The following is a 26,648-nucleotide window of genomic DNA, read 5'->3' as shown; positions in this document are numbered from 1 at the left end:
CGCCTTCAGATTCGTCGCCTCGAACGTGGCGTCGGTCGGTGCTAAGTGAGAATAGCGGGTGAACACCCCGGCACCTAGCTCGTGCTGGATCGATCACACCTGGTCCAACGGCCGAGGCGTGACCCGCACCACGACGAAATCCACCCGAACAGGAGAACCGAGGCGATGGCGAGCAGGCCCGTGACCCGGGACGACCGACCGGCCCCTAACCCCGGCAGCGGCCGCCGCGGCAGGCGCGTGCGGCGGTGGCTCATCGTGCTGGGAGTGCTGGTGCTCCTGCTGGTCGGTGCGGATTTCGGAGCGGCGGCCTTCGCCGAGCACACGATCTCGCAGAAGGCCCGCGCACAGCTCGGGCTGAGCGACGATCCGTCGGTCACCATCCACGGCTTCCCGTTCACCGTGCAGGCGCTCTCCGGTGACTACAGTCACATCACGGTTTCCGCGGACGGCGTCCCGGTCGGCAGCGAACTGCGCGACTTGCGCGTGAGCGCCGAACTGGAGGACGTGATCGCGCCGCTGTCGGACCTCACGTCCGGCAACACCAAGGCGGTGAAGATCGGCAAGCTCACCGGCGCGGTGACGATCAAGGCGTCCGACCTCGCCCGGGTCTCGCCGCTGAACAAGATCCAGAACCTGAAGATCGACCAGTCGACCCAGGCGTACGTGAAGTACGGCGACACCGAGCAGGGCAAGCAGCCGGACCCGACGCCGACCAACGCCGACGGCGAACCGGCCGACGGCACGAGCGCGGGCTTGCGCATCTCCGGCGACGTGCAGGTGGCCGGGCAGAAGGTGGAGATCTTCTGCTTCGCGCTGATCCAGCTCAAGGAGAAGACGATCTCGATCGTGCCTTACCGGTTGCAGTTCGGGAATGACCAGAGCACCACGATCGTTCCGGAAGCTGTGCAGAAAGCTCTGCTGCCGAACTTCCGGGCGAGCATTTCGACGACCCGGCTGCCGCTGTCGGTCACCCCGACCGCGGTCCGCGTGGACAGCGGTTCGGTGACCATCAAGGGCGAAGCGCACGACGTGAACTTCGCCGACCTGTCCACCAACCACGGAGGCTGATCCCGGTGACCGGAGTGTGGGTGCTGCTGGCGACCCTGGTCGTCGCGACGGCCGCGGGCCTGGTCCTGCGCGCCCGCAACGGCCGGATCCGCGCGGCCAAGCCGGCCGCCGCGATCCGCCCGCTCCCCGCTCCGGTCTCCGCGGCCCTTGATCCGCGATCCGCCGTCACCCTGGTGCAGATCTCCACCACGTTCTGCACCCCGTGCCGGCACACGCGGGCGATTCTCTCGTCGCTCGCGGAGAAGACCGACGGCCTGCACCACGTCGACCTGGACGTCACCGAACGTCCCGAGGTCGCGCAGGCGCTGTCGGTGCTCAGCACGCCGACCACGCTCGCGCTGGACCCGGAAGGCCGGGAACTGCTGCGCGTGGGCGGCGTGCCCAAGGGCCCGGAGCTGCTGGAAGCGCTCCGCCCGCACCTCACCGCCGCATCGCACTGACCCGCGCCCGCTGGCCCGCGCGCCCAGCCTCTGGTGCCGCCCTAATGCGGTTTGCTCAGTAGCTGTTGCGTGCGGCCTCGCTACAGCCATGCGCAACAGCGCCCGGACCGAGCGGCTCGCTCTGACGTACCAGTAAGACCGCGCCCATCGACCAGAGGACGACTTCGCGCGCTCCCGCTACCGAGAAGACCCTCATGCTCGTGGTCGGCGACGGTTGATTCTCAGGATCCGGACCTCGTCCCAAGGAATGAACATGGTTCCGGGAGCGAGCGAGCCTGGGTACCCTCCCCCTGTGGACAAGCTGCCCATCACCCTCCTGACGCAGCGCCGCGCGGTCGATTTCTGCCGCGTGCGCAGCAGCTTGTGTCTGCCTGTCCTCGACCGGCGCTGAAGCACGCCTCGCGCACGGATTCGCTGTACCCGTCTTCGCCGCGTGCTGCCCGCACGCTCTTCCCCTCGCACTGAGCAGGAGGAACCCATGTCCGCCGGACCGTCCGTAGACCCGCGAGGTCCCAGGTTCGCCGCGATCGTGACCACGGTGGTGCTCGCCGTCGTGCTGGTCACGCAGTGGTGGCCGTTGCTCGCCCTGCAGACCGTGGTCTTCGCGATCGGTGCGTTCGTCGGGCTCAAGCCCGCGCCGTACTCGGTGCTGTACCGGCTCGCGATCGCGCCGCGGCTCGGGCCGCCGACCGAACGCGAGGACGCCGCCCCGCTGCGGTTCGCGCAGGCGGTCGGGTTCGTGTTCGCGCTCGTCGGCACGATCGGCTTCGCGGCCGGGGTGCCGCCGCTCGGCGTCGTCGCGACCGCGTTCGCGCTCTTCGCCGCGTTCCTCAACGCGGCGTTCAACTACTGCCTCGGGTGCCAGGTGTACCTGCTGATCAAGCGTTTCAGCCCCGCGCGGGCGTCCTCGTAAAATCAACCAAGAAAGAGAGCCAGCTTCCATGAGCCGAGAAGACGTCCTGGTCACCACCCAGTGGGCCGAGGAGAACCTGGACACCCCGGGCGTGGTGTTCGCCGAGGTCGACGAGGACACGACCGCCTACGACAACGGGCACATCCGCGGCGCGGTGAAGCTCGACTGGCGCAACGACCTCCAGGACGGCGTCCGCCGCGACTTCGTCAACAAGGAGGGCTTCGAGAAGCTCCTGTCGGAGAAGGGCATCTCGAACGACGACCGCGTGATCCTCTACGGCGGCAACAACAACTGGTTCGCCGCCTACGCGTACTGGTACTTCAAGCTCTACGGCCACGAGAACGTGCAGCTGCTCGACGGCGGCCGCAAGAAGTGGGAGCTCGACGGCCGCGAGCTGAACTCCGACGAGGTCAAGCGCGAGGCCACCGCCTACCAGGCCAAGGAGCAGGACCTGTCGCTGCGCGCGTTCCGCGACGAGGTCGTCCAGTCGATCGGCGAGAAGAACTACATCGACGTGCGCTCGCCGGACGAGTTCGCCGGCAAGCTGCTCGCCCCGGCGCACCTGCCGCAGGAGCAGTCGCAGGTGCCGGGCCACATCCCGGGCGCGCTGAACGTGCCGTGGGCGAAGGTCGCCAACGAGGACGGCACCTTCAAGTCCGAGCAGGAGATCAAGGACCTCTACGCCGAGGCCGGCTACGACGAGGCCAAGCCGACCATCGCGTACTGCCGCATCGGCGAGCGTTCGTCGATCGCCTGGTTCGCCCTGCACGAGTTGCTCGGCCAGGCGGATGTGAAGAACTACGACGGTTCGTGGACGGAATACGGTTCGCTGGTCGGCGTTCCGGTCGAGTTGGGAGCTAAGTGATGGCAGACGGCTGCAGCGCACCGGCGCAGGTCGCGACCCCGGCGAACTTCGACACAGGCGGCCAGGTCGTGCTGGCAGGCAAGGTCACCGGCACCGAGGGACCGGTCGGTGGCGCGTTCGTCCGGTTGCTCGACGGCGGCGGCGACTTCGCGGGCGAGGTCGTGTCCTCGGCGGACGGCGACTTCCGTTTCTACGCGGCCGAAGGGGCCTGGACGGTGCGCGCGCTGCACCGCACGGGCAACGGTGAGGCCACCGTCACCGCGGCGGGCCCTGGCCTGCACCAGCTGGCTATTTCGGTTTCCTGACAACGTTTTTCCACAGGAGGGCCCCTCGGTTTCCGAGGGGCCCTTCCGCGTGTCCGGGACACTTGACCTCAAGTCGGCTTGAGGACCCAAGCTCGCGGGTGTGTCCGAAACGAAAACCGTTACGCGGAGCCCGCTGCTGGCCGCCGCCGTGTTCCTCGGCAGCTTCATGGCGTTGCTCGACGCGAGTGTGGTGAGCGTCGCGCTGCCGACCATCCAGCGCGAGCTGCATGCCGAATTCACTGACCTGCAATGGATTGTCGACGGGTACACCGTCGCGCTCGCCGCGCTGATCCTCACTGGCGGCACACTCGGCGACCGATACGGCCGCAAGCGGATCTACCTCGGCGGGCTCGCCGTGTTCACGCTCGCCTCGCTGGGCTGCGGTCTCGCTCCGACGCTCGCTCTTCTCATCGCCGCGCGCGTCGTGCAAGGCGCAGCGGCCGCGGCGGTCATCCCGGGCGGCATCGCGCTCCTCGCGCACGCGTATCCAGAGCCGCGGGAACGAGCCCGGATGCTGGGGGCGTGGGGCGGGGTCGCCGGATGCGCGCTGGTCATCGGACCGCTTGTCGGCGGACCGATCACCGACGCGCTCGGCTGGCCGACCATCTTCCTGATCAACCTGCCGATCGGGATTTTCGCGGTGCTCGCCGGCCACCGGGGTCTCGACGAGTCGTCCGATCCGGCGCACGGCGCACTGGACCTGCCCGGCCAGCTGCTCGGCGCGTTGTGGATCGGATCGTTCACCTACGCCGTGATCGCCTCCGACGCCGTAGTCGCGGTGGTCGGCGCGGTCGGACTGATCGCGTTCATCGTCATGGAACTGCGCGCCCCGCATCCGATGCTGCCGATCCGGCTGTTCGGCAAGTTCCGGTTCGCCGCCTCGATCTTCACCTCGTTCGTCCTCGGCTTCGCCTGCTACCCGCTGCCCGTGCTGATCGCGGTCTACCTGCAACAGGCATGGGGCAGCACCGCCTCGACGACCGGCGTGCAGATGCTGCCGTACGTCGTCGCCAACGCCCTTCTCGCGTTCTTCTCCGGACGGCTCGCCGGCCGGTTCACCGCGGAACGCGTGCTGCCGATCGGTCTCGCCATCACCGCGGCGGGGAGTTTCGCCTTCCTGCTGGTCGACACGACGAGCCCATATTGGCTGCTCAGCGTCCCGCTGACGCTGTCCGGCGTCGGGCTCGGCCTGAGCATCACCCCGACCAACGTCGTCGGTCTCGCCGGGCTTCCAGTGCAGCGCACGGGCACCGCGGCCGGCACGGTGAACGCCGCGCGGCAGGTCGGGATGGCGCTCGGCGTGGCAGCGCTCGGGGCGCTGCTCGATCACGGAAGCACGCTCACCACCGGCCTGCAGACGGCGATGGCAGTGGCCGGCGCGGCACTGCTGGCGGTGACCGTCCTCACCGCCGCGACCCTGCGCAGCGCCAGATGAGCCGGGGCGGACTATTGTCCTCGCTGTGGAGACCTTGTTTACGACCCTGTTGATCATCGCGGGCATCGCCACCGTGTGGTTCGCGGTCTACGTCGTCTACCGGCTGTACGCCGACCAGCGCTGATCAGCATGACGAGTGGCGACGAGGCCATCGCAGCAGCCGAGGAGCGGGCCGCCAGCACGCGCGACCGCAACCTGCCGTTGTGGGACGACCTGCCGATCCCGAACGACACGGCGAACCTGCGCGAGGGCCCGAACCTGAACGACGCGTGCCTCGCCCTGCTGCCGATCGTCGGCGTCTGGCGCGGCGAGGGCGAGATCGACTACCCGACGATCGACGGGCCGATCAAGTTCGCCCAGCAGCTGACCGTCTCCCACGACGGCCGCCCGTTCCTGTTCCACGAGGCACGCTCGTGGCTGCTGAACGAGGACGGCAGCGTGCTGCGGCCGGCCGCCCGCGAAAGCGGGTTCTGGCGGCCGCAGGAGGACGACACCCTGGAACTGCTGCTCACGCACAGCTCCGGGATCGTCGAGCTGTACTACGGGAAACCGCGCAACCAGACGTCCTGGGAACTCGGCACCGACGCGGTCATCCGCACCGCGACGGCCAAAGAGGTCACCGGATCGCAGCGGCTTTACGGCCTGATCAACGGCGACCTCGGGTACGTCGAAGAACGCGCGATGGTCGGCCAGGAAATGCAGCCGCACGCCTCCGCGCTACTGCGCCGCGTGGTGGGCTGAGGCTCCGGGAGACGCCGTGCGCTGGCGGCGGTACGGCGAACACGCCGCCCTGCTCGACTGCACCTCGCTCGAAGAGATGAGCGCGGCCAGAGCGACCCTCGCCGAAGCCGCGCTCGACGGCGTCGAGGAGATCGTGCCCGGGGCCCGCACCCTGCTTGTGGTCGCGTCCCCGGGTGCACTGGAAGCTGCGCGTTCCTTGCTGGCTTCGGCCGATCTGGACCATCCGCCTGCCGGGGACGCCCGCGAAGTCGTTTTGGACGTGCGCTACTCCGGCGAAGACCTCTCGCTGGCCGCTGAGGACGCGGGGCTCAGCGTGGACGAGGTCGTCGCTCTCCACACCAGCGCGGTCTACACGGTCGCGTTCACTGGTTTCGCGCCCGGTTTCGGTTATCTCGCCGGGCTTCCCGCCGAGCTCCAGCAGCCGCGGCTGGCTTCGCCGCGCACCCGCGTCCCCGCCGGCTCGGTGGCCATCGCCGACGAGTACACCGGCGTCTATCCGCGGGAATCCCCTGGTGGCTGGCGGTTGATCGGACACACCGAAGCGACGCTCTTCGACCCGTCCGCCGCGCGACCGGCGTTGTTCACGCCCGGTCTCCGCGTGCGGTTCCGGAGCGTTTGATGCGTGCGCTGGAGATCGTCTCGCCCGGTTCGCTGGCTTTGGTGGAAGACCTCGGCCGTCCCGGTTACGCACATCTGGGCGTCCCACCGTCGGGTGCTCTTGACGTCGCCGCGTTACGGCTCGGCAACCGGCTGGTCGGCAATCCCGAGTACGCCGCCGGGATCGAAACCGTGCTGGGCGGGCTGACCGTCCGGGCGGCCGCTTCGTGCACCGCGGCGGTGACCGGACCTCCGGTCGCGGTGTCCGTGGACGGACGGGAAACCGGTTCGCACACGCCGATTCCGTTGCGATCAGGCCAAACCCTGACGATCGGCAGGCCTGCCACCGGACTGCGTTGCTACCTGACGGCGTCCGGCGGCATCGCGGTGCCGCCGGTATTGGGAAGCCGGTCGGCTGACGTCCTGTCCGGACTCGGCCCCTCGCCGTTGGAAGCTGGCGCGAGAGTCCCGCTCGGTCCCGTCACCGGTGTTCCGTCCGGTGCCGACGTGGTCGCCGCCTCGCCCGCGCCACCCCGCTTGGCAGTGCCAGTTTTGCTTGGCCCCCGCGACGACTGGTTCGCCGACGCGGGTGCCTCGCTCAACGCACAGTGGACAGTCACCGCGGAATCCAACCGAGTGGGGGTCCGCCTCGACGGGCCGCCACTACGTCGAGTGTCCACTGTGGCCACTTCGGAGTTGCCCAGCGAAGGCGTGCTCACCGGCGCGATCCAGGTCCCGCCGAACGGATTGCCACTGGTCTTCCTCGCCGATCACCCGACCACGGGCGGTTATCCGGTGGTCGCGGTCGTGAGACGGGAGTCACTCGGAGCACTCGCTCAAGCACGCCCCGGAACCTTGGTGCGGTTCCAAGCGTCCTTCTGAGCGTGGAACGGGTAACGATCACCGGCGGCGCGGGTTTCCTGGAGCTGAACACCGGAGGACGGGCGGAGCTGCCGCAGTCGCTGCGCATCGCGCTCGCGACCGGTCAGGTGCGCCTCCCGCTGGCGGAAACCCTCCGCGCACTGCTGGCGTTGCTCGTCGACGGCCAGTACCAGGTCAGCGGCCCGCAGCGGTTCGAGTGCCCCGACCTGGTCCCGGCGAGCGACTGGCCGGACGACGACGATGCCCGGGTCGGGTACTACCGCACGGCAATCCGCTCCGGACACCGGCCGGTGGCGGTGGTTTTGTCCGGTACGCGGCCGTTGCTGGTGGACGGGCACCACAAAATCAGCGCTTATCGGGCGGAGGGGGTCACGCCGTCGGTGGTGCTGATCAGCGGGTTGTGAGTGGTTGTCCCGGTTCTCACCGGCATAACCACTCACGACCCCCTCAGTACTCGCTCTCGTAAGCCGCCACCAGCTCCTCGTGCAGCGCCGTCGAATCCGGCAGCTCCGTCCCGTTGAGCGTGTGCACCCGGGTCACCTTCCGCACCGACGAGGTAAGAAAAACGCCGTCCCCCCGCAGCAGATCCTCCACTGAAAGCGGCTCCACCTTCACCGACCAGCCCGCCTTCTCCGCGCCGCGGAACAGCGCGTACTGCGTCGTTCCTGGCAGGATGCCAACAGTGGAGGGCGGGGTGTAGAGCGTCCGCTCCTTCGCCAGGACGACCGTCGACGTAGGCCCTTCGAGGACCGAATCGTCGGTAGCGGTGAAGATCACATCTTGGGCTCCGCGCCGGGCCGCCTCGCGCAGGGCGGCCATGTTCATCGCGTACGAAACCGTTTTCGCGCCGAGCAAAAGCCACGGTGCGCGCTCGGCCAGTTCGGGGCCGAAACCGCGCTCCATGGTCACCGCCGAGACTCCTTCGGTGCGCGCCCGCAGCACCTTTTCGTCGACCTCCAAGCCCATCGCGAACGCCGTCGGCTTGCCTTCCGGATCACCGTCGACACCCCGCGTGTACACGAGTTTCAGCGCGATCTCCGGTCCGCCCTGCCACGCGTCGACGACCGCCTGCGCGGCTCGCGCGAAGCCGTCGAGGTCCGGGGCGGGCAGGTCCAGCATCGCCGCGGAACGGGCGAGCCGGTCGAGGTGCGGACGCATTTCCCGCGGCTTTTTCACCGCCACGAGGATCGTTTCGAACACCCCGTCTCCGCGCAGCAGGCCGAGGTCGTCCACCCGGAGGTGAGCGGCTTCGGGATCGGCCAGTGAACCGTCGAGGAAGGCGAGAACGCGCATCCCCACAAGGTACTCACCTACCCTTACAGGCATGCCGTACAGCTCGCCGCTGCTCGAAATCCCCCGCGCGGTCGCCGCGCCCGAGGGCCACCCGGAAGCCGGAGTTCCGTGGCACTGGGGCGATCCGTTCGCCGAGCAGCGCACCGCCGCCCGAGGAGTGGTCGTCATCGACCGCTCACACCGAGAAATCCTCGCTGTCACCGGCGAGGAACGCTTGCCCTGGCTGCATTTGGTGATCTCGCAACACGTCACCGAACTCGCCGCGAACACTGGTACCGAAGCGCTCGTCCTCGACAGCCAAGGCCACGTCGACACCCATTTCGTGCTCGCGCACACCGGCGAGACGGTGTACCTCGACAGCGAACCCGGCCCGCTCGTGACGAGCGCGTTGCCCAAGGGCGGCAAGCAAACCCTGCGCGAGTACCTCGAAGCGATGAAGTTCTGGTCCAAGGTCGAGATTCGCGACGCGACCGAAGAGCTCGCCGTTCTTTCCGTGCTCGGCCCGGAGACCGACAGCGTGCTCGGCGTCGAACTCGGCACCGAGCCGTATTCGGTGGCCGCGTTGCCCGAGGGCGGTTTCGCCCGGCGGATGCCGTGGCCGACGCGAGCGGGCGCGGATCTCGTGGTGCCGCGCGCTCAGCTCACTCAATGGTGGCAACGGCTCACCGACGCGGGCGCGCGCCCGGCGGGCTCGTGGACCTTCGACGCGCTGCGGGTGGAATCGCGGCATCCGCGGCTCGGCGTCGACACCGACGAACGGACGATCCCGCACGAGGTCGGCTGGATCGGTTCGGCCGCGCACGTCGCGAAGGGCTGCTATCGCGGCCAGGAAACCGTCTCGAAGGTGCACAACGTCGGCCGCCCGCCGCGGTATCTCGCGCTGCTGCACCTCGACGGTTCGCCGGAGATCACGCCGGAGACCGGCGACCCGGTGAAGCTCGGCGAGCGCGTGGTCGGCCGGATCGGCACGGTCGCGCAGCACCACGAACTCGGGCCGATCGCGCTGGCGCTGGTCAAACGCTCGGTGCCGGGCGGGGCGGAACTGCTGGCAGGCGACGAGGACCGAGTGGTCCAGGCCACTGTCGATCCGGACTCGGTGCCGGGCGAGCACGCGGCGCCCGGACGGGAAGCGGCGCAGAGACTGCGGGGCTGAAGTGAACTCGACGGTAGCGTCGTCGCCGAATGTGGAGCAGGATGTGCCCGTGATCGAAGTGCGTCCCGGCGGGCGGCGGCGGATCGACCGCGTCCTCGGCCCGGGATATCTCACCGGATTAGGCGACTTGCCGCTCCCGGTGCTGCGCGAGCGGCGCGACGAGGCCGCGCAGGAAGAGACGGACCTGTCCTACCTGCGCCGGCTCCTGCACGCCCGCATCGACATCGTGCGCGCCGAACAGGAGCGCCGCTCGTCCGGCGGGGAAAGCAGCATTGTCGACCGGCTCGCGTCCATCCTCGCCGACAACGCGCTCGGCCCGGCCGCCGGTTGGGGCCGCCACCAGCAGCTCGAACCGTCCCGTGCGGGCGAGCACCGCAGGCACGCGGAGGCGCTGATCGGCGACACCGGGCTCACCGACGTCGGCTCGCTGTCGGACGACAAGCTCGCCGCCGCGCTGGACACGTACGCGGCCGAGGAAGCCTCCGTGTCCTCCTTTCGCCGCCAGGTCCAGGGCGTGATGGACACGCTGAACGCCGAGATCGCCGCGCGCTACAGCAGCGGGGCGGCCACTGTGGACCAGTTGCTGGACAGCGAACTGGGGCGCGTAGAGGAATGACCGGCCAGCCGATTCTCGTCGAGGTCGTCCGGAACGGATTCGTCGAGAGCGTCCACCACGGATGCCTCGTCGTCACCGCGCCGGATGGCTCCGTCCAGTTCGCCGCGGGCGACGTGACCAGCCCGTTCTTCCCCCGGTCGGCGAACAAGCCGCTGCAGGGCGTCGGGATGCTCCGCGCCGGGCTCGGCTACGAGGGCCCGGACCTGGCGCTGGGCTGCGCCTCGCATTCCGGCGAAACCGGACATGTCGAACGCGTCGCCGCGATGCTGTCCGGCGCGGGGCTCGACCCGGCAGCGCTGGCCTGCCCGGCCGAGCTGCCGATCGGCGAGGACGCCCGGCGCGCGGCCGGCGAGCCGCGGAAGATCACCATGAACTGCTCGGGCAAGCACGCCGCGATGCTCGCCACCTGCGTCGCGAACGGCTGGCCCACCGAGGGCTACCAGCTGCCGGACCATCCGTTGCAGGTCCAGCTCGCGAAGACCGTCGAGGAGCTGACCGGCGAATCCATCGCCGCAGTCGGGGTCGACGGTTGCAGCGCGCCGCTGTTCGCCTTCTCGCCGACCGGTCTGGCGCGGTCGTTCGGCCGGCTCGCGCAGGCCGAACCGGGCACCGAGGAACGCCGGGTGGCCGACGCGATGCGCGAGCACCCGTGGCTGGTCGCGGGCACCGGCCGGGAAGACACCCGGCTGATGCGGAGCGTGCCGGGGCTGCTCTCGAAGAGCGGCGCGGAGGGCGTCCTGGCGTTCACGCTGGGCGACGGCACCGCGTGCGCGATCAAGATCGCGGACGGCAACAAGCGGGCCTTGGCGCCGCTGGCCATGGCAGTGCTCGCTCGCCTGGGCATCGAGACCCCGGAAGAGCTGTCCGACCTGGCTCACCCCCCGGTGCTCGGCGGCGGCGAACCCCAAGGCGAACTGCGGGTCAGTTGGAGTGTTCCTTAGCCGCGAGGTCGCCCCAGAACTCGCGCAGCTGCGAAAACAGCTCGGCCAGCTCCTCGACGTTCCCGGTGCGCAGCGCGTCGAGAATGTCGTGGACCTCCTCCGCGGTGGAGTCGGCGTTGAGCAGCGAGTCGGCGAACAGCTGCACGAGACCGCCGTAGTCCAGTTCGACGACCGAGTCCGGGTCGAAGCTCTCCAGCCACTGCCGGGTCTGCGAGAGCACCCGGCCGGGACCGGAGTCGCCGAAGGTCGTCTCGATCAGCTCGCCCGCCTCGGAGGCCCGTCGCAGCGCGGCCGACATCGGCGTGCGCCAGGACGCCTCCCGCGCCGGGTCGGCCGGGCCGCTGCCGAGCACGAGCTTGCGTTCGTCCGGATCGACCAGCGAGAACCAGGGCAGCGGGACAGTCCAGGTGGTGGTGAGGGTGTGCGCGGCGGTGGCGGTGAGGTCGGTCATCGCGGCCTTGGTCTGCGCACGGGCCTTGTCCGCGGTGACGCCGCTCGCGTCGAGGACCGCGATTCGCAACGCGGGTTCGGCGTCGGCGAGGAAGGTGCTCAGCGCCGCGGCGGAGCGGGCGCGCAGTTCGAGCGGGCACGCGAACGGGCCCTCGGCGGAGTGGCCGGCGGGGACGTCGGCCGGGTCGAGCACGAGCACGTCGGTGCCGAGGCTCGGCGACGGCCGTCCGTCGCGCAGCTGCGCGGGCAGCAGCCGCACCGGCGCGGCCGCCTGTGACTTGAGCCACATCCGCTGTTCCCGTTCGCCGATCCCGACCCGGCTGAGCCCGCCCGCGGAAACGGCCTCGACCAGCTGTTGCGCAGGTGGATCGCCCAGCGCGCGCAGAGGTTCGTACACCCGCAGATAGGCCACGAAGGGTCGGAGCACCCGAGCATCGTGGCACGCCGACCAGGGCCGATCGGCATCGACGTGCCGGTAACCGGCGTCCGGCGAACACTGTCGCGACGAGCACACCGTGCCACGTCGCATCCAACCCCCGGGACACGGTACGGTGTCAGCAGGAAAGAACTGTCGAGACGATGCGGGGCCGCCGATTCCCCCGGCCGCCCCGCCCCTGTGCGAGGGGGTCGAGCCATGGGGCGCGGCCGGGCTAAGGCCAAGCAGACGAAGGTGGCGCGCGAGCTCAAATACAGCTCCCACGAAACCGACTTCGATGCTTTGCAGCGCGAGCTGTCGAGTAGTTCCTCGGACAACCACGAGGACGACAAGCGGTATGAGGACCCGTACGACGACGGGTACGACGAGTACCGCCGTTGACGCAGGCACACGACACGCGAGGGCGGCATCGGACTTAGGTCCGAGACGCCCTCGTGCGTTGTGTGCTGCCCGTTTTCTTGCTGCTGTCGGTGAGGTGACGAAGGAGTTGGACGGGTGAGCGACATCGCACGAGTAGGTGTGGTCGGGGCCGGGCTGATGGGCTCCGGCATCGCCGAGGTGCACGCCAGGTCCGGATTGGACGCGCTGGTCACCGAGGTGAACCAGCCCGCCCTCGACGCGGGCAAGGCGCGCATCGAGAAGTCGCTGCAGCGCGGCGTCCGCAACGGCAAGCTGGCCGCCGAGGACGCCGAGGCGGCACTCGGGCGGCTGCGCTTCACCACCGACATCGCCGAGTTCGCCGACCGCGATCTCGTCGTCGAGGCCATCCTGGAACAGGAGCAGGCCAAGATCGACGTGTTCCGGGCACTGGACAAGATCGTCGAGCGCGAGGACGCGGTGTTCGCGTCCAACACGTCGTCGATCCCGATCATGAAGCTCGGCATGGCCACCGGCCGTCCGCAGCAGGTCGTCGGCATCCACTTCTTCAACCCGGTGCCGGTGCTGCCGCTGGTCGAGCTGGTCCCGTCGCTGCTGACCAGCGAGGACACCGCCCGCCGGGCCGAGGAGCACGCCACCGGCGCGCTGGGCAAGACGGTGATCCGGTCGCAGGACCGGGCCGGGTTCATCGTGAACTCGCTGCTGGTGCCGTATTTGCTGTCGGCGATCCGGATGATCGAATCGGGCTTCGCCTCGGCCGAGGACATCGACCGCGGCATGGAGCTGGGCACGGCGCACCCGATGGGTCCGCTGCGGCTGTCCGACCTGATCGGCCTCGACACCATCAAGGCCATCGCGGACTCGATGTACGCGGAGTTCAAAGAGCCGCTGTACTCGTCGCCGCCGCTGCTGCTGCGCATGGTCGACGCCGGGCTGCTCGGCAAGAAGACCGGCCGCGGGTTCTACTCGTACTCCTGACTTTAGTTGCGGGCCTGATCCACTTTCCCCCGCTGTGCGCGGCCGGGCGGATCGCTTGACTGTGCGGCATGACTTCGACGTTCGTCTTCGCCGCCGGTGCCAACGGCGTGTCCGCCGCCCCGCCGGAACTCGTGCTGCGCGGGTATCGCGGAGTAGGCGTTCCGCAGCCGGAGCAGCAGTTTCGGCTGTCGTATCAGGCTCCGCAGGATCTCGGGGCGTTCGCCACCGAGCCGTCCGCGCTGGCCGGCGTGACCGTGGCCGGCCAGGTCGCGACCACTGTGGACGTCGTCGGGCGGGCCGCGGAGCTGGGCCCGGTCGTGCTGGTCGGGTCGAGCATCGGCGGCGCGCTGGTCACGCTCGTCGCCGAAGAGGTCCCGGAACTGGTGTCGGCGCTGGTCTACGACGCCGCGTTCTGCTGTGTCGAGCTGCCGACGCCGGAGGACTACCTGGCCACCCCAGAGGCCGCGACGTCGCAGGTCGGGGCGATGCTCGGGTTCATCGCGGCCGATCCGGCGGTGATCGGGGCGATGCGCTTCAACTGGCGGTCCTCCTCGGCGGAGGCGTTGACGGCAGCGAGGGCGGCGCTCTGCGCGGACGCGACCGATGGCGAGTTCTACGCCCTGCTCAACGCGATGGCTCCAGACGACATCATCGGCCGCGGCGCCACCGACTCGCGCGGCACGCCGGAGCGGTGGGGTCGCGTTCCGCGGTTCTACGTCCGGCATCTCCAGGACCACCTGGTGCCGCTCGCGCTGCAGGACCGGATGATCGCCGAGGCTGACGCGCGCACGCCCGGCAACAAGTTCGAGGTGCACGACATCGACACCTCGCACTTCCCGAACGCGGCCGGGATGGCTCAGTTCGTCGAGGTGCTCGACAAAGTCGGCCAGTCGCTCAGCTGAACGCCGCTCGTCGTGCGGCCCGGCGCAGCACCGTCAGGATCGCCGGGCCCAGCACGAGGATCGCGACCAGGTTCGTGAGCGCGCGACCGGTGTCCCAGCCCAACGTCGACGTCAGCACGGTGAAGACCAGGAACCGGTGCAGGTTCTCGCCGAGCGGGCCGCCCGGGACGAAGTCCAGTGCGGTGTGGTTCGCCAGGAACGGCCAGGTGAACAGGCTCATCGCGAGGCCGTAGAAGTACGCGGCGACCACTCCGTAGAGCGCCAGCATCGCGATCTCCCACCGGCCCTTCACCCGGCGCGGCAGCAGCCCGGCACCCAGCCCGACCAGCGACGACGCCAGCATCTGGAACGGCAGCCAGGGCCCGACGCCGCCGGTGAGCAGCGCGGACGCGAACAGCGACGTCGAGCCGAGGACGAAGCCGAAGCCCGGCCCGAAGACCCGCCCGGCCAGCACGAGCAGGAAGAACACCAGCTCGATCCCGCCGGTGCCCGCGCCGAGCGGACGCAGCGCGGCGTTCACCGCGGACAGCACGCCGAGCAGCGCGAGGGCCTTCGCGTCGAGTCCGCCGCTGGACAGTTCGGCCAGCACGATCAAGATCAGCACCGGCAGTGTCACGAGGAAAACGAACGGCGCGTCGGTCACGTGCGCGGAGGTGCCCACGGTGCTGCGGGCAAGCAGCGGCCAGCAGAACATCGCGAGCCCGATCACGACGGCCGCCGTCAGCACCAGCGCCGTGCGGTGCCGGATGCGGACGGCCGGGCCCAGGAAATCGGTCACGCCAGCGCCTTCGCCACCGCGTCCACAGTCAGCCACGGCTCCGGTGCGAGGATCTTCGCCACCTGCGGCGCGAAGGCGGGCGAGGCCACCACTACGTCCGCAGTCGGGCCGTCGGCGACCACCTCGCCCTCGGCGAGGACCACGACGCGGTGCGCGGCGGAGGCGACGAACTCGACATCGTGGGTGGCCAGCAGCACCGCGTGCCCGTCGGCGGCCAGGTCGGCGAGGATGGTCGCGAAGTGCCGTTTCGCCGGGTAGTCCAGGCCGCGGGTCGGTTCGTCCAGCAGCACGACCGGCGGGGCGGCGGCGAGTTGCACGGCGAGAACTAAGGCGAGTCGCTGGCCTTCGGAGAGGTCTCTCGGGTTGGTGTGGTCTTTGATGCCCGGCACGAGGCGGTCGAGCAGCTTCCGGGCAGTGCCCGCGTCGACGCCGGATTCACCATCGGCCTGTCGGCATTCCGCCCCGACCGAATCGAGATACAGCAGGTCGGACGGGGTCTGCGGGACCAGCCCGACGCGCGTGCGGGCGGCCCGTGACCGGAGCGTCTTCGGGTCCGCGCCGAGGACGTCGACCGTGCCGTCCGAGCGAGGTCCGCTGCCCTGCAACGCCCACAGCAGGGAGGATTTGCCGGAGCCGTTCCGGCCCATCAGCGCGACGACCTCGCCGCGGTCCAGCCGCAGGTCAACGCCCCTTACCGCGTTCACGCCGCCGTACCGGACCCGCACCCCCTTCGCCTTGAGGACTGCTTCGCCAGAGCTTTTCACGGTCTCGGCAGGGCGGCGCTCGGCCAGGCGTTCCCGGAGCGGACGGGCGAGCCGGCGCGCGTCGCGGACCGACAGCGGTAGCGGCGACCAGCCCGCGAGTCGGCCCAGCTCCACGATCGGCGGGGCGACATCGGTCTCGGCGAAAACCTCCGCTGGCTGGCCGGACACGACGGTGCCGCCGCCGGGCAGGTAGAGCAGGCGGTCGGCGTACTGCGCGACGCGTTCCATCCGGTGCTCGGCGACGACGACCGTCGTGCCAAGGTCGTGCACCAGGCGCGTGATCGCGGCCAGTACCTCCTCGGCCGCGGTCGGGTCGAGCGCTGACGTCGGTTCGTCCAGCACCAGCACGCTCGGGTGCGCCGTGAGCACCGCGCCGATCGCGACGCGTTGCTGCTGCCCGCCGGATAGCGTCCGAAGTGGACGGTCGCGAAGTTCGGCGATGCCCAGCAGATCAAGGGTTTCCTCGACGCGTTTGCGCATCACGTCCGGCGCGACGGCGAGCTGCTCCATCGCGTACGCCAGTTCTTCCTCGACGGTGTCGGTGACGAATCCGGCCAGCGGATCCTGCCCGACCACGCCGACGACCGACGCCAGTTCACGCGGCGGATGCGTCGCGGTGTCGAGCCCGTCGACCTTGACGCGCCCGGTCAGGGTGCCGCCGCTGAAATGCGGGACGAGACCGTTGATCGCACCGAGCAAGGTCGACTTGCCGACTCCGGTGCGTCCGGCGACGAGGCAGAGTTCGCCCTCCTCGATCGTGAGGTCGACATCCCGGAGCACCGGCTGGTCAGCCCCGTCGTAGGTGACGCTGACGTGTGAAAACTCGATCATCGGGCGACCTCCGACACCAGCGCCGGACGCGGCGCGAACCAAGCGGGCAGCACGCTGATCAGCACCGCGACGGCCGGCAGCAGCGGCAGCTCCGGCCAGGTCAGCGGGCTGGCCGGGGTGGTGAGCGAAACCGGGTCGGCGAGCAGCACGAGCACCGCGGTCGCGACGCCGCACAGCGCGACCAGCGTTTCCGGCAGCCGCCACGGGTCAGGCCGGTAGGTCGTGCGGCGGATCTGCCGCCCGCCCAGCACGAATCCGGCGGCGGCCAGCACCAGACCGGCGACGAGCATCGGCACGCCGAGCCACGACGCGGACCCGTCGAGCACTCCGTAGACCCCCACCGCGACGCCGACCAAACCGGCCAACACGCAGGTCGCGATCAGCATCCGGACGCGCGGAGAGAGGTAGTTGCGCCGCCCGTAGCCTCGGGAATCCATGGCCGCGGCGAGTTGCAGCGACCGGTCCATGGCGTCGGCGAGCACCGGCACGAAAATCCCCTTCACGAACCGCAGGCCGCGCGTCTTCCCGGAGCGCAGTCGACGCGCGCGACGCACCCGCTGCACGCTCTCGACCAACTGCGGGGCCACGGACAGCGCGACAGTGACTGCCGTCCCCACCTCATAGAGCGCCCCGGGCACAGCCTTGAGCAGGCGTTTCGGGTTCGCCAGCGCGTTCGCGGCACCGACGCAGAGCACGATCGTGGCCAGCCGGAGCCCGTCGTACAGCCCGCCGAGCAGTTCCTCGGCCGAGGTGGGGCCGAGGAGCTGGATGCCGGCCGCGACGCTCGGGAGCGGGATGGCCGGCAGCGTGAACAGGATGTGGCCGCCGTCCTCGCCGCCGATCAGGATCCGGAACAGCACGCGCGACAGCAGGATCACCGCGGCGATCCAGGCATACATCCGGAACGCCAGCGCCCACGGCGCGTCGCCGCGGCGGAGCACCACGACGAACCCGGCCACCGCGATCACCAAAGCGAGCAGAACCGGGTTCGTGGTCCGGCTCGCGGCGACGGCGAGCGCGAGCGCCCACACCCACCACGCGCCGGGATGGAGCGCTCGCGGACTACTCCGCAGCACGCCTGCGGCGCACCGCGACGACCGTCCCGGCCACCACGAGCAGCACGACGACCACGATGCCGATCACCAGGCCCCACGGGAACCCGCTGTCCGAAGTGGACGCCGGGGCCGCGGCGGGCGCGTTGGCCTTGCGCACCGGCTCGGTGCGCGGCGGCGGATACTCGGTGTAGGACTTGCCGATCGCGAACGACCAGCCCTCGAACGCTCCGGCAGGCGGCTTCCAGCTCTGCGCGCCGACCTGCGCCGACTCCCATTTGCCGCCGTTGGTGGCGGTCCAGAAGCTCCACGACGCCTGCTCCGGCGGCATCCCGGTGCAGGTCTGGTCGGCGGGCTTGCTCTCGATCTTGCACATCACGGCCAGGCCGTATTTGCCCGCGCCGGTGAGTTCGAAGCCAGCGTTTTGCAGCGCGGTGACGCCGTTTTCCTGCTTGCCGGGCGCGCACCGGATGAGGGTTTCGCCGCCAAGCCCCTGGAAGTCGACGATCACCGTGACGCCGTTGTCGTCCTGGCAGTAGCCGTCGGCGCCCTTGCCGGGCGTGGTCGCGGAGGCGGAGGACGCCCCGCCCAAACCGGTAGCGACGAGAAGAGCACAGCCGACGAGGACTCGCCCCCAGTGCCGCGCGTGCACGAACCGCATGTCAGATGTACCTCGCATCGATCGGACCACGACGGGCGATCCGGCTCGCGGTCCCTCCCGGGGGCCGCTCACGGTTGCGGGCCAGCGCCGGATTCTCACCGGCTTCCCCCGTTCGTGGCGAAGAACTTGTCGACGTTAACGCACCGCAGGCCCCGCCGGAAGCGACCGCGGACACACCTACACTTCCGAGCGTGGGACAGGACCAGCTGCGCGTCGGCCTCGTAGGAACCGGACCGTGGGCCACCACGGTGCACGCTCCCGGGCTCGCGGATCATCCAGGGACCGTGCTCAGTGCTGTGTGGAGCCGTCGGCCAGAAGCCGCCGCCGCGCTCGCGCAGGCCTACGACGCCGTGCCCACCAGCGATCTGGACGAGCTGTTCGAGCAGGTCGACGCGCTCGCGTTCGCCGTGCCGCCGACGGTGCAGGCCGACCTGGCGACCCGCGCCGCGGAGGCGGGAAAACACCTGATCCTGGAGAAACCGATCGCCGCCGACCTGGCCACGGCGGAGCGGCTCGCCGACGCCGTGACGTCGGCTGGCGTCGCTTCGCTGGTGATGCTGACGCTGCGGTTCGCTCAGCAGACGCGCGATTGGCTGGACGGCGTCACCGCCGCTGGCGGTTGGCGAGGCGGCAGCGTGCGGTGGCTGTCCGGCGCGCTGCTCGCCGGCAAGTACGCGACCTCGGCCTGGCGACAGGATCCGGCCGCCGGCGCGCTCGCCGACATCGGCCCGCACGCGTTCGACCTGCTCGACGCCGCACTCGGCCCGATCACCGGCGTCCTTGCCGCACACCGCGGCCCTGAGGACCTGTGGCAACTGCTGCTCGAACACGAGGGCGGCATCACGAGCACCGCGACGCTCAGCCTGCGCCTGCCGGTTCAGCCGACGGTGGTCGAGTATTCGGTCTTCGGCGAGCACGGCTTGCGCACGCTGGGCCGCACCGGCACGGCGAACGACGCGTACACCGCACTGCTGGACGATTTCGCCGCGATGGTGTCGTGCGGAACGACCACACATCCCTGCGACGTCCGCCGAGGCGTGCACCTGGCCCGGATCGTGGACCAAGCACGCGCCGCGCTGAGCCGTTAATTCGGTTGCCCGGTCTGAGACGATGAGCGGGAAGTTCGTTTCGGACGAAGGAATGCCTATGTGCTCCGCCACGGCCCACCCCGGCCGCCTGGCCTGAGCTGTCGGCCTGCGCGCCCGGCGTGGGGTTGCCAGTTTTGTGCTGCCCGCGCATTCCTTCTTCTCGAAAGGCCTCCACCAGAGATGTCCGCCCTTCAGGCATACGTCCGCGCGACCGCACCGATCGGCCGCGACGCCGAGCGAATCGGCCCGTTCCTGGCGACCTTCGCCAAGGACAGCTCGCATCCGATGGAGAACTACGCCATCCCCGACGACGGCGCGAAGCCCTCGTCCGCCGAGATCGCTCTCCTGATTTCCGCTTACCGGCAACGAGACCTCCGGCCCCGGCTGGAGTTCTTCACCGAAGCCGCTCCGGACGTCGAGGCAACTCTCGTCGCCGCGGGGTTCACGCTGGAACGGCGAGTGCCGGTGATGACCTGCAGCGTCGAAGATCTCGTCGATTGTGATGCGCCAGAACACATTCAGCTGCGTGAACCGTCGTCCGACGATGAATTCCGTCGCCTGCGGTCCGTGCAGAACGTCGCTTTCGGCGAGTCGCCCGAGGTGTCGGACGCCGATGTCGAACGCAACCGCGACTACCTGACGGTCCTAGCCGAACGCGGCGAAACCATTGTGGGCGGCGGAATCGCACTGGACATCGTGTCCGGCGCGACGGAAATCGTCGGCATCGCCGTGGCCGTCGAACACCGCGGCCAAGGCATCGCGACGGCGATCACCGCGCACCTCACGCGCCTCGCCCACGAACGCGGTGCGGAAACGGCGTTCCTCACGCCAGGCGATGTGGGAATCGGGACGGTGTATCGCCGTGCTGGGTACCGCGTTGCCGGTGAGTGTGTGCACTTGTCGCTGAGCTAGTCGTCGTACCGGTCGCCGCGACGCACTGTCGTTGCGGCGACCGGTACGGCTACCCAGTTGTCGACCACTCGACCGGCACCTCCCGCACCCCACGTATCACGCCGCAGGCCGGGCATCTGCTTGAAGCCGCATGTCCGGCAATGCCGCAACCAGTTCCTGCGACATGACACGCAACTCGGGTCGGGCATCCGAGATGAGCCGGATTCGTCCGCCCGCGTTCCGGCCGGAAGACGCCGCCGTCGTTGAAATGTCGTTCATCACGATTGGCGCTTCCCCAGGCGCGCAAAACCCGATCCCCGGCGTCGAGCGGCACTCCGCCCAGTGTGGTCGACTGGGCGACGGCTCGGCCGGTTGCCGCCACCGCCGGTTCGTGCCGGACTGCTTCCTCGATGAACTCGTCCAGCGCTTTGGGCCTGTCGCGGACCCGGTCCCTCAGGTCAGGGTTCTCGGCGAGCAGCAGCGCCATCGTGGCTGCGGCGTCGGTGGTGGTCAACTGCCCGGCGGCGACCATCAGCGACGCGAAGCGCAGCACCTGTCGCTCGCCAAAACCGGCGTGGATCACGTCTGACAGCATGTCGTCTCGCGGCATGCCAGCGCGTTCGCGGATATGGCCGAGAAGGAGTTTCGCGTATTCCCGGCCGCGTGCCTCGGCTTCCTGCTGGCTTTCGGCGCTAACAAGTCTCTTGGCCTGGTCCGCCAGCAACCCCCTCCCGTCTTCCGGAATGCCGAGCAAAGCCGCGACGCCAAGCCAGGTGCGGCTGACCATCAAATTCAAATAATGGCGCTCGCGGCGGCGGATTGTCATCAGATCCAGGCATCTTCGGCTACGACATCCGCAGCACCGAGGCCCTGCACATACGAACTGAATATGTCACCGTTGTTGGCCGCTTCCGGGATCTCGTCGTAGCCGGTCAGCAGGTGAAACCCGCCGTGCGCGGAGCTTTTCGCCACCGGGCAGACCTGCCGGATAGCGCCGAGACGTGCGTAAACGACTTCGGCAAGAACTCGCCGTTCAGGAGGTCGCGTCACTCTCCAGAATTAGCGAAAACGAAAAAGACGCCGCAGGAAGGCAATTGAGCGATACCGCCAGGCGCACCTTCACCCGCAGTGATCAACAACGCTAGTCGTCGTATCGGCCGCCGCGGCCGCGCTTCACGTCGCTGCGGCGTTTCTTCGCTGCCAGACGGCGTTCCTTCGAGCCTCGCGAAGGCTTGGTGGGACGCCGTTTGGCCGGCGGCGGCGCGGAAGCCTTCGCCAGCACCTCGGCGAGCCGTTCCCGTGCCGCGTCGCGGTTCATCAGCTGGGAGCGGTATTCGCTGGCCGCGATGGTCAGCACTCCGCCGACCAGGCGGGTGCCCAGCCGGGCCGTGATGCGTTCCTTCAGCGCGGGCGGGATCACGGCGGAGCCCGCGACGTCGAACGACAGCTCGACGCGCGAGTCCGTCGTGTTCACGCCTTGTCCGCCCGGTCCTGAGGATCGGGAGAACCGCTCGCGCAGTTCGGCGCCCGGGATCACGAACCGGGCGCCGACGCGTACGTCCTCCGCCATGTCCTCAGTGTCTCAAGACGGGGCAAGCGGCTTTCAGAACCGCGGGTGGTCGCCGGACAGCACCGCGCGCGGGCCGTCCGGGTCTTCGGCGGGCTGGACGTCGCCGAGGATCCACGCGGGCACGTGCCGCGCGGTGAGCACCGCCAGCGCCCGGTCGACGTCCTCGGCGGACACGATCGCGACCATGCCGACGCCCATGTTGAACGTCTTCTCCAGCTCCGCGCGCTCGACCTTGCCGCGCTGCCCGATCAGGGCGAACACCGACGCGGGCGTCCAGGTGCCGCGTTCGAGCTTGGCGACGAGGCCACGCGGCATCACGCGCGCCAGGTTCGCCTCAAGACCGCCGCCGGTGATGTGCGCGAACGTGCGCACCTCGGTTTCGGCGACCAGCGCGAGGCAGTCCTTCGCGTAGATCTTGGTGGGTTCGAGCAGTTCCTCGCCGAGGGTGCGGCCGAACTCCTCGACGTGTCCGTCCAGCGGCATCCGCGCGATGTCCAGCAACACGTGCCGGGCCAGCGAGTAACCGTTCGAGTGCAGGCCGGACGAGCCCATCGCGATGGCGATGTCGCCGGGGCGGACCTTCTCCGGCGACAGCAGCGCGGACGCCTCGACCGCGCCGACGCCGGTGGCCGACAGGTCGTAGTCGTGCTCGCCCATCAGGCCGGGGTGCTCGGCCGTCTCGCCGCCGAGCAGCGCGCAGCCCGCCTGGACACAGCCCTCGGCGATGCCGCCGACCAGCGCCGCGATCTTCTCCGGCACGACCTTGCCGACCGCGATGTAGTCCTGGAGGAACAGCGGTTCGGCCCCGGTGACGACCAGGTCGTCGACGACCATCGCGACCAGGTCGATGCCCACCGTGTCGTGCTTGTCGAGCGCCTGCGCGACCGCGATTTTGGTGCCGACGCCGTCCGTGGACGAGGCGAGGATCGGCTCTTTCCACTTGTCGAGCTTGAGTGAGAAGAGCCCGGCGAAACCGCCGACCCCGCCGCGCACCTCGGGCCTTGTCGCCCGCTCGGCGTGTGGCTTGAGCAGCTCGACGGCCTGGTCCCCGGCGTCGATGCTGACCCCGGCGGCTGCGTACGTGGCGCTCGTGGACTCGCTCACGGAAGCGGACTCCCTACTGGACATGCTTGGTTCGCGGACGCCGGACGGCGTCTTCGGCACCGTACCCGGCGGCGCTGACCGGACTCGCCGCGCCACCTGCGGCGTCCATGCTTTCGAGCAGGTGCTTGCCGATCAGCGCGTCCTCGGGCAGCGGAATCGGATACTCGCCGGAGAAGCAGGCCGTGCACAGCCGCGACTTCGGCTGCTCGGACGCCGCGACCAGGCCGTCCAGCGAAATGTAGCCGAGCGAATCGGCCCCGATCGAACGGCGGATGCCGTCGAGGTCGACGCCGTTGGCGACGAGTTCGGCCCGCGAGGCGAAGTCGATGCCGTAGAAGCACGGCCACCGCACCGGCGGCGACGCGATCCGCACGTGCACCTCAAGCGCACCCGCCTCGCGCAGCATCCGCACGAGCGCGCGCTGGGTGTTGCCGCGGACGATCGAATCGTCCACCACGACCAGGCGCTTGCCGCGGATCACGTCGCGCAGCGGGTTCAGCTTCAGCCGGATGCCGAGCTGCCGGATGGTCTGCGACGGCTGGATGAAGGTGCGCCCGACGTAGGCGTTCTTGACCAGACCGGTGCCGTATGGCAGGCCGGAACCCTGCGCGTACCCGATCGCGGCCGGGGTGCCGGACTCCGGCACCGGCATCACGAGATCGGCGTCGACCGGGTGCTCGGCGGCCAGCTTGCGGCCGATCTCGACGCGCGTGGCGTGCACGCTGCGGCCGGCGATCGACGTGTCCGGACGGGCGAGGTAGACGTACTCGAAGACGCAGCCCTTGGGCTCCGGGTTCGCGAACCGCGACGAACGCAGCCCCTCGGCGTCGATGGCGATCAACTCGCCCGGCTCGACCTCGCGCACGAACGACGCACCGCAGATGTCGAGCGCGGCGGTCTCGCTCGCCACGACCCAGCCGCGTTCCAGCCTGCCGAGCACCAGCGGATGCACGCCGTGCGGGTCACGGGCCGCGTACAGGGTGTTCTCGTCGGCGAAGACCAGGCAGAACGCGCCCTTGAGGGTCGGCAGCAGGTCCAGCGCGGCGGCCTCGATGCCCTTGTCCGCGGCGTTCGCGGCGAGCAGCCCGCAAACGAGGTCGGAGTCGCTGGAGGACCCGGTGAGCCCGGCGTGCGGCTTCAGGCCCGCGGCGACCGTGCGATCGCGGAGCTCGGCGGTGTTGACCAGATTGCCGTTGTGCGCGAAGGACAGGCCGCTGCCGGTGTCCGTGGTGCGGAAGATCGGCTGGGCGTTCTCCCAGATCGTGGCCCCGGTCGTGGAGTACCGGCAGTGCCCGACGGCGATGTGCCCCTGCAAGGACTGCAGGACCTGCTCGTCGAAGACCTGGCTGACGAGCCCGAGGTCTTTGAACACGACGATCTGCGAGCCGTCCGAGACGGAGATGCCCGCTGCCTCCTGCCCGCGGTGCTGCAGGGCGTAGAGGCCGTAGTAGGTGAGCTTGGCGACCTCTTCCCCGGGAGCCCAGACGCCGAAGACGCCGCACTCCTCACGGGGTTCCGGTTCGGGTTGATCTTCGGGTCGATCAGTACTGGCGGAGGGGTCGGAAACCACCGAGGAGCTCCCAGGAAGACGCGGGCGGGCCGAGTCCAAGTGTAAGGGGTGGATGAAGTGGGGCGGCCGTTCACGGCGTGGTTCTGCCCACTACGGGGGAGGCTTTCCGGAGCAGTGATCTTAATGTGAAGCAGTGATCCGGGAGGGCTGGGGCTCCTCCCGACGCTGGCTTTCGACCTCTGCCAGGCGCGCCAGCGCCGGAAGTGCCGCCGTCAGGGCTTCGACCTCATCGTCGGCGAGTTCGTTGATCAGCCCCGCGTACGCATCGACGCCCGCCTGGCGCCGCGTCTGCACGTACGATCTGCCAGCCGCGGTCAGCGACACCAAGGTGACCCGCTTGTCGGAAGCGTCGCCCCTTCGCTCGACCAGCCCGGACTTCTCCATCGCCCGGACCAGGGCGGTCATCGCGGGCTGAGTGACGCCCTCGGCCACGGCCAGATCGGTGATACGTCGCGGGCCGCACCTGTGCAGGGTCGCCAGGGTGGCGGCGGACGTGATGCTGACGTCGCGCGGGAGGCGTCTCGCGGCCATGGTGGCCAGCTCGTAAAGGGCCGACCCGATCGAGGCGGAAGCGCCGCGATCATCGTCTTGACGGCTCATGCGTGAAGCATAGAGTACTTATATAAGTTCTTTATACATCTCGCGTAGTCGGACGTGTCCGGCCGAACACAGGAGGTTTCCGTGGCCAAGGGCTACTGGGTCAGCGTCTACCGCGTCGTTTCCGACCCGGAGAGGCTGGCCGCCTACGACAAGCTGGCCGCTCAAGCCGTCCGAGCCGCGGGCGGACGGGTCCTGTCCCGCGGCGGCGGCCGGATGGTCGTTCACGAGGCCGGAATCGCCGAACGCGTCGTTCTGATCGAGTTCGACAGCTTCGAAGAGGCCGTCGCGGCCTACGAGAGCGAGGCCTATCAGACGGCACTGGTAACCCTCTCGGACGCCGTCGAGCGCGACTTCCGCATCGTCGAAGGCGCCTGACCGGCAGGCACGGGGCAGAAATGAGCCAGGCCCCGTACGAAGTGGATTGGGCCACTTCGTACGGGACCTGAAATCAGGGGCACCGATGGGGACAGCGCGGAGGGTGGATCAGCGGGCGGCCAGCCACTTCGAGCGGCCGCCTCGACCGGGGACCCAGCAGCCGTTCGCGGAGGCGACTGCGACCGGGGCCGGTTGGCGCTCGGGGAGGGCCAGCACTTCGCCCAGTACCTGGCTTGCCTCGCCGCGCGAACGCCATAGCGTCGACGCGGGGGCGAAGATGTTCTCCTCGCTGCCAGGGAGGCGCGTGGCCTCGACGTCGTCTTCCGCGTTCAAGCGGACGACGTCCACCACGTTGTCGTGGACTCGCACTCCGACCACGGCCTGCACTTCGCCCGCTCCGTCCGTCGGGTGGACGAACTGGTAGCCGCGGGCGATGAGCTGCTGCAGGCCCTGCTCGATGTCGAAGGCGGAGCCCACGACGTCGGCCTCAGCCGAGGACATCGTCGAATTCGCCGTCCTTCGCGCCGGCGAGGAAGGCGGCCATTTCCGCACGCGTGTAGACGAGGGCCGGGCCCTCCGGGAAACGGGAGTTCCGCATCGCGATCTCGCCCGAGGTCAGCGGGGCCACTTCGACGCAATTGCCCACCGCGCCGCTGTAGCTCGCCTTGCGCCACTGCGCGCCGGTCAGACGGTCGGCCGGAACACCGTTCTCGAACCGCTCAGCCATGATGCCACCTTCCGGGAAGGACGATGAAAAGCTCAGGAATCTGCATGTGCATCTGCCTGTGACTTCGACGCTAGCACGCGCGCATGCAGCGGTAAATGCACGTGCAGAATTTTCTGCAAATTTCTCACTGCGTGACGACACGGTTCAGTAGAAGTTCCCGGACAGGTGATTAGAGCACTACCCGAACGGGTTAATTATCACCTTGGGTCACGATATTGGTGGCCTGATAACGCACCGCGTTTGC

General features: G+C 69.5%; 33 protein-coding genes and 1 riboswitch. Of the genes, 19 read left to right on the top strand and 14 right to left on the bottom strand.

What is annotated here, in order from left to right:
* The first annotated feature begins 165 nt into the window (after positions 1-165).
* From BM362_RS06440 to BM362_RS06395, 10 genes are all read left to right on the top strand, one after another.
* Positions 166-1,068 (top strand): LmeA family phospholipid-binding protein, encoded by a 903-nt coding sequence (locus tag BM362_RS06440; protein ID WP_157904828.1) that lies wholly within the window; start codon positions 166-168, stop codon positions 1,066-1,068.
* A gap of 5 nt (positions 1,069-1,073) precedes the next feature.
* Positions 1,074-1,508, top strand: a complete 435-nt coding sequence (locus BM362_RS06435) for a thioredoxin domain-containing protein (protein WP_093572451.1) — start codon at positions 1,074-1,076, stop codon at positions 1,506-1,508.
* A gap of 478 nt (positions 1,509-1,986) precedes the next feature.
* Positions 1,987-2,421 carry a DUF4395 domain-containing protein gene (locus tag BM362_RS06430; RefSeq protein WP_067577289.1) on the top strand — a complete coding sequence of 145 codons (435 nt, stop codon included), beginning with the start codon at positions 1,987-1,989 and terminating at the stop codon, positions 2,419-2,421.
* Between the two features lie 28 nt (positions 2,422-2,449).
* Positions 2,450-3,286, top strand: coding sequence for a sulfurtransferase (locus BM362_RS06425; RefSeq protein ID WP_067577291.1), 837 nt, complete (start codon positions 2,450-2,452; stop codon positions 3,284-3,286).
* Positions 3,286-3,591 (top strand): DUF1416 domain-containing protein, encoded by a 306-nt coding sequence (locus tag BM362_RS06420; RefSeq protein WP_067577293.1) that lies wholly within the window; start codon positions 3,286-3,288, stop codon positions 3,589-3,591. The genes BM362_RS06425 and BM362_RS06420 overlap by 1 nt, the downstream gene beginning before the upstream one ends.
* 100 nt (positions 3,592-3,691) lie before the next feature.
* Positions 3,692-5,026 carry an MFS transporter gene (locus tag BM362_RS06415; RefSeq protein WP_093572450.1) on the top strand — a complete coding sequence of 445 codons (1,335 nt, stop codon included), beginning with the start codon at positions 3,692-3,694 and terminating at the stop codon, positions 5,024-5,026.
* Positions 5,027-5,155: 129 nt separating this feature from the next.
* Positions 5,156-5,767, top strand: coding sequence for a heme-binding beta-barrel domain-containing protein (locus BM362_RS06410; protein WP_067577297.1), 612 nt, complete (start codon positions 5,156-5,158; stop codon positions 5,765-5,767).
* Positions 5,768-5,783: 16 nt separating this feature from the next.
* Positions 5,784-6,386 carry a 5-oxoprolinase subunit B family protein gene (locus tag BM362_RS06405; protein WP_093572449.1) on the top strand — a complete coding sequence of 201 codons (603 nt, stop codon included), beginning with the start codon at positions 5,784-5,786 and terminating at the stop codon, positions 6,384-6,386.
* Positions 6,386-7,246, top strand: a complete 861-nt coding sequence (locus tag BM362_RS06400) for a 5-oxoprolinase subunit C family protein (protein WP_093572448.1) — start codon at positions 6,386-6,388, stop codon at positions 7,244-7,246. The genes BM362_RS06405 and BM362_RS06400 overlap by 1 nt, the downstream gene beginning before the upstream one ends.
* Before the next feature lie 2 nt (positions 7,247-7,248).
* Positions 7,249-7,650 carry a hypothetical protein gene (locus BM362_RS06395; protein WP_093572447.1) on the top strand — a complete coding sequence of 134 codons (402 nt, stop codon included), beginning with the start codon at positions 7,249-7,251 and terminating at the stop codon, positions 7,648-7,650.
* A 43-nt stretch (positions 7,651-7,693) separates the two neighbouring features.
* Here the strand turns inward: BM362_RS06395 and BM362_RS06390 are convergent, their stop codons facing one another.
* The gene (locus tag BM362_RS06390; RefSeq protein WP_067577304.1) at positions 7,694-8,539 is read right to left on the bottom strand and encodes an aminodeoxychorismate lyase; all 846 of its coding nucleotides are present in this window, start codon (positions 8,537-8,539) and stop codon (positions 7,694-7,696) included.
* Positions 8,540-8,570: 31 nt separating this feature from the next.
* On the opposite strand from BM362_RS06390, the gene ygfZ reads away from it, so the two are divergent.
* From ygfZ to BM362_RS06375, 3 genes are read left to right on the top strand one after another with little or no spacing between them, the layout of a single operon-like run.
* Positions 8,571-9,692 (top strand): CAF17-like 4Fe-4S cluster assembly/insertion protein YgfZ, encoded by a 1,122-nt coding sequence (ygfZ, locus tag BM362_RS06385; protein WP_093572446.1) that lies wholly within the window; start codon positions 8,571-8,573, stop codon positions 9,690-9,692.
* Between the two features lie 49 nt (positions 9,693-9,741).
* Positions 9,742-10,308, top strand: a complete 567-nt coding sequence (locus BM362_RS06380; RefSeq protein ID WP_067578081.1) for an RsiG family protein — start codon at positions 9,742-9,744, stop codon at positions 10,306-10,308.
* Entirely contained in the window at positions 10,305-11,249 is a 945-nt protein-coding gene (locus BM362_RS06375) for an asparaginase (RefSeq protein WP_093572445.1), read from the top strand. Before BM362_RS06380 ends, BM362_RS06375 begins: the two co-directional genes overlap by 4 nt.
* Here BM362_RS06375 and BM362_RS06370 read toward each other — a convergent pair.
* Positions 11,230-12,126: a DUF8083 family protein gene (locus tag BM362_RS06370; protein WP_067577310.1), complete on the bottom strand. Its 897-nt coding sequence runs from the start codon at positions 12,124-12,126 to the stop codon at positions 11,230-11,232. The genes BM362_RS06375 and BM362_RS06370 overlap by 20 nt on opposite strands.
* Positions 12,127-12,333: 207 nt before the next feature.
* Here BM362_RS06370 and BM362_RS06365 point away from each other — a divergent pair, with 207 nt between their 5' ends.
* From BM362_RS06365 to BM362_RS06355, 3 genes are all read left to right on the top strand, one after another.
* Entirely contained in the window at positions 12,334-12,516 is a 183-nt protein-coding gene (locus BM362_RS06365) for a DUF3073 domain-containing protein (protein WP_037716129.1), read from the top strand.
* Between the two features lie 114 nt (positions 12,517-12,630).
* On the top strand, positions 12,631-13,491 hold the full coding sequence (locus BM362_RS06360; protein WP_093572444.1) for a 3-hydroxybutyryl-CoA dehydrogenase: 861 nt from the start codon (positions 12,631-12,633) through the stop codon (positions 13,489-13,491).
* Between the two features lie 68 nt (positions 13,492-13,559).
* Positions 13,560-14,393 carry an alpha/beta fold hydrolase gene (locus BM362_RS06355; RefSeq protein WP_093572443.1) on the top strand — a complete coding sequence of 278 codons (834 nt, stop codon included), beginning with the start codon at positions 13,560-13,562 and terminating at the stop codon, positions 14,391-14,393.
* Here the strand turns inward: BM362_RS06355 and BM362_RS06350 are convergent.
* Genes BM362_RS06350 through BM362_RS06335 form a run of 4 tightly spaced genes read right to left on the bottom strand, consistent with a single transcriptional unit; the run spans position 14,386 to position 18,479 of the window.
* Entirely contained in the window at positions 14,386-15,171 is a 786-nt protein-coding gene (locus tag BM362_RS06350) for an ECF transporter S component (RefSeq protein ID WP_067577314.1), read from the bottom strand. The genes BM362_RS06355 and BM362_RS06350 overlap by 8 nt on opposite strands.
* A complete protein-coding gene (locus BM362_RS06345) occupies positions 15,168-16,766 on the bottom strand; it encodes an ABC transporter ATP-binding protein (protein ID WP_067577316.1) in 1,599 nt (532 codons plus the stop codon). The genes BM362_RS06350 and BM362_RS06345 overlap by 4 nt, the downstream gene beginning before the upstream one ends.
* Positions 16,763-17,842: a CbiQ family ECF transporter T component gene (locus tag BM362_RS06340; protein WP_093572442.1), complete on the bottom strand. Its 1,080-nt coding sequence runs from the start codon at positions 17,840-17,842 to the stop codon at positions 16,763-16,765. The genes BM362_RS06345 and BM362_RS06340 overlap by 4 nt, the downstream gene beginning before the upstream one ends.
* On the bottom strand, positions 17,829-18,479 hold the full coding sequence (locus tag BM362_RS06335) for a hypothetical protein (protein WP_067577320.1): 651 nt from the start codon (positions 18,477-18,479) through the stop codon (positions 17,829-17,831). The genes BM362_RS06340 and BM362_RS06335 overlap by 14 nt, the downstream gene beginning before the upstream one ends.
* A gap of 17 nt (positions 18,480-18,496) precedes the next feature.
* A riboswitch (cobalamin riboswitch) is annotated at positions 18,497-18,624 on the bottom strand.
* A 46-nt stretch (positions 18,625-18,670) separates the two neighbouring features.
* Here BM362_RS06335 and BM362_RS06330 point away from each other — a divergent pair.
* Together BM362_RS06330 and BM362_RS06325 are read left to right on the top strand one after the other, a co-directional pair.
* Positions 18,671-19,567: a Gfo/Idh/MocA family protein gene (locus BM362_RS06330; RefSeq protein ID WP_067577321.1), complete on the top strand. Its 897-nt coding sequence runs from the start codon at positions 18,671-18,673 to the stop codon at positions 19,565-19,567.
* Positions 19,568-19,747: 180 nt separating this feature from the next.
* A complete protein-coding gene (locus BM362_RS06325) occupies positions 19,748-20,479 on the top strand; it encodes a GNAT family N-acetyltransferase (RefSeq protein ID WP_093572441.1) in 732 nt (243 codons plus the stop codon).
* 49 nt (positions 20,480-20,528) lie between these two features.
* Here the strand turns inward: BM362_RS06325 and BM362_RS06320 are convergent, their stop codons facing one another.
* The 6 genes from BM362_RS06320 to BM362_RS06300 form a co-directional block, all read right to left on the bottom strand.
* Positions 20,529-21,284, bottom strand: a complete 756-nt coding sequence (locus BM362_RS06320) for a cytochrome P450 (protein WP_093572440.1) — start codon at positions 21,282-21,284, stop codon at positions 20,529-20,531.
* Positions 21,284-21,430, bottom strand: a complete 147-nt coding sequence (locus BM362_RS47295; RefSeq protein WP_167545213.1) for a hypothetical protein — start codon at positions 21,428-21,430, stop codon at positions 21,284-21,286. The genes BM362_RS06320 and BM362_RS47295 overlap by 1 nt, the downstream gene beginning before the upstream one ends.
* A gap of 169 nt (positions 21,431-21,599) precedes the next feature.
* Positions 21,600-22,028 (bottom strand): alternative ribosome rescue aminoacyl-tRNA hydrolase ArfB, encoded by a 429-nt coding sequence (gene arfB / locus BM362_RS06315; protein ID WP_037808657.1) that lies wholly within the window; start codon positions 22,026-22,028, stop codon positions 21,600-21,602.
* A 33-nt stretch (positions 22,029-22,061) separates the two neighbouring features.
* Positions 22,062-23,132, bottom strand: coding sequence for a phosphoribosylformylglycinamidine cyclo-ligase (gene purM / locus BM362_RS06310; protein ID WP_067577327.1), 1,071 nt, complete (start codon positions 23,130-23,132; stop codon positions 22,062-22,064).
* Positions 23,133-23,145: 13 nt separating this feature from the next.
* Entirely contained in the window at positions 23,146-24,702 is a 1,557-nt protein-coding gene (gene purF, locus BM362_RS06305; RefSeq protein ID WP_093572439.1) for an amidophosphoribosyltransferase, read from the bottom strand.
* A 120-nt stretch (positions 24,703-24,822) separates the two neighbouring features.
* Complete coding sequence (locus tag BM362_RS06300; protein WP_093572438.1) at positions 24,823-25,302, bottom strand: MarR family winged helix-turn-helix transcriptional regulator; 480 nt, start codon at positions 25,300-25,302, stop codon at positions 24,823-24,825.
* An 81-nt stretch (positions 25,303-25,383) separates the two neighbouring features.
* Between BM362_RS06300 and BM362_RS06295 the strand changes: the two genes are divergently transcribed.
* Positions 25,384-25,677, top strand: a complete 294-nt coding sequence (locus tag BM362_RS06295; protein ID WP_067577331.1) for a DUF1330 domain-containing protein — start codon at positions 25,384-25,386, stop codon at positions 25,675-25,677.
* Positions 25,678-25,785: 108 nt separating this feature from the next.
* Here BM362_RS06295 and BM362_RS06290 read toward each other — a convergent pair whose 3' ends face one another.
* The gene (locus BM362_RS06290; RefSeq protein WP_093572437.1) at positions 25,786-26,178 is read right to left on the bottom strand and encodes a hypothetical protein; all 393 of its coding nucleotides are present in this window, start codon (positions 26,176-26,178) and stop codon (positions 25,786-25,788) included.
* Positions 26,165-26,404 carry a DUF397 domain-containing protein gene (locus BM362_RS06285; protein WP_067577335.1) on the bottom strand — a complete coding sequence of 80 codons (240 nt, stop codon included), beginning with the start codon at positions 26,402-26,404 and terminating at the stop codon, positions 26,165-26,167. The genes BM362_RS06290 and BM362_RS06285 overlap by 14 nt, the downstream gene beginning before the upstream one ends.
* Between the last annotated feature and the right edge of the window lie 244 nt (positions 26,405-26,648).

This window comes from Amycolatopsis rubida (assembly GCF_900115345.1).
In the GTDB taxonomy this organism is placed as follows: domain Bacteria; phylum Actinomycetota; class Actinomycetes; order Mycobacteriales; family Pseudonocardiaceae; genus Amycolatopsis; species Amycolatopsis rubida.
Note: the sequence above shows the minus strand (reverse complement) of the source record. Positions and strands in the feature narration are given on the sequence as shown.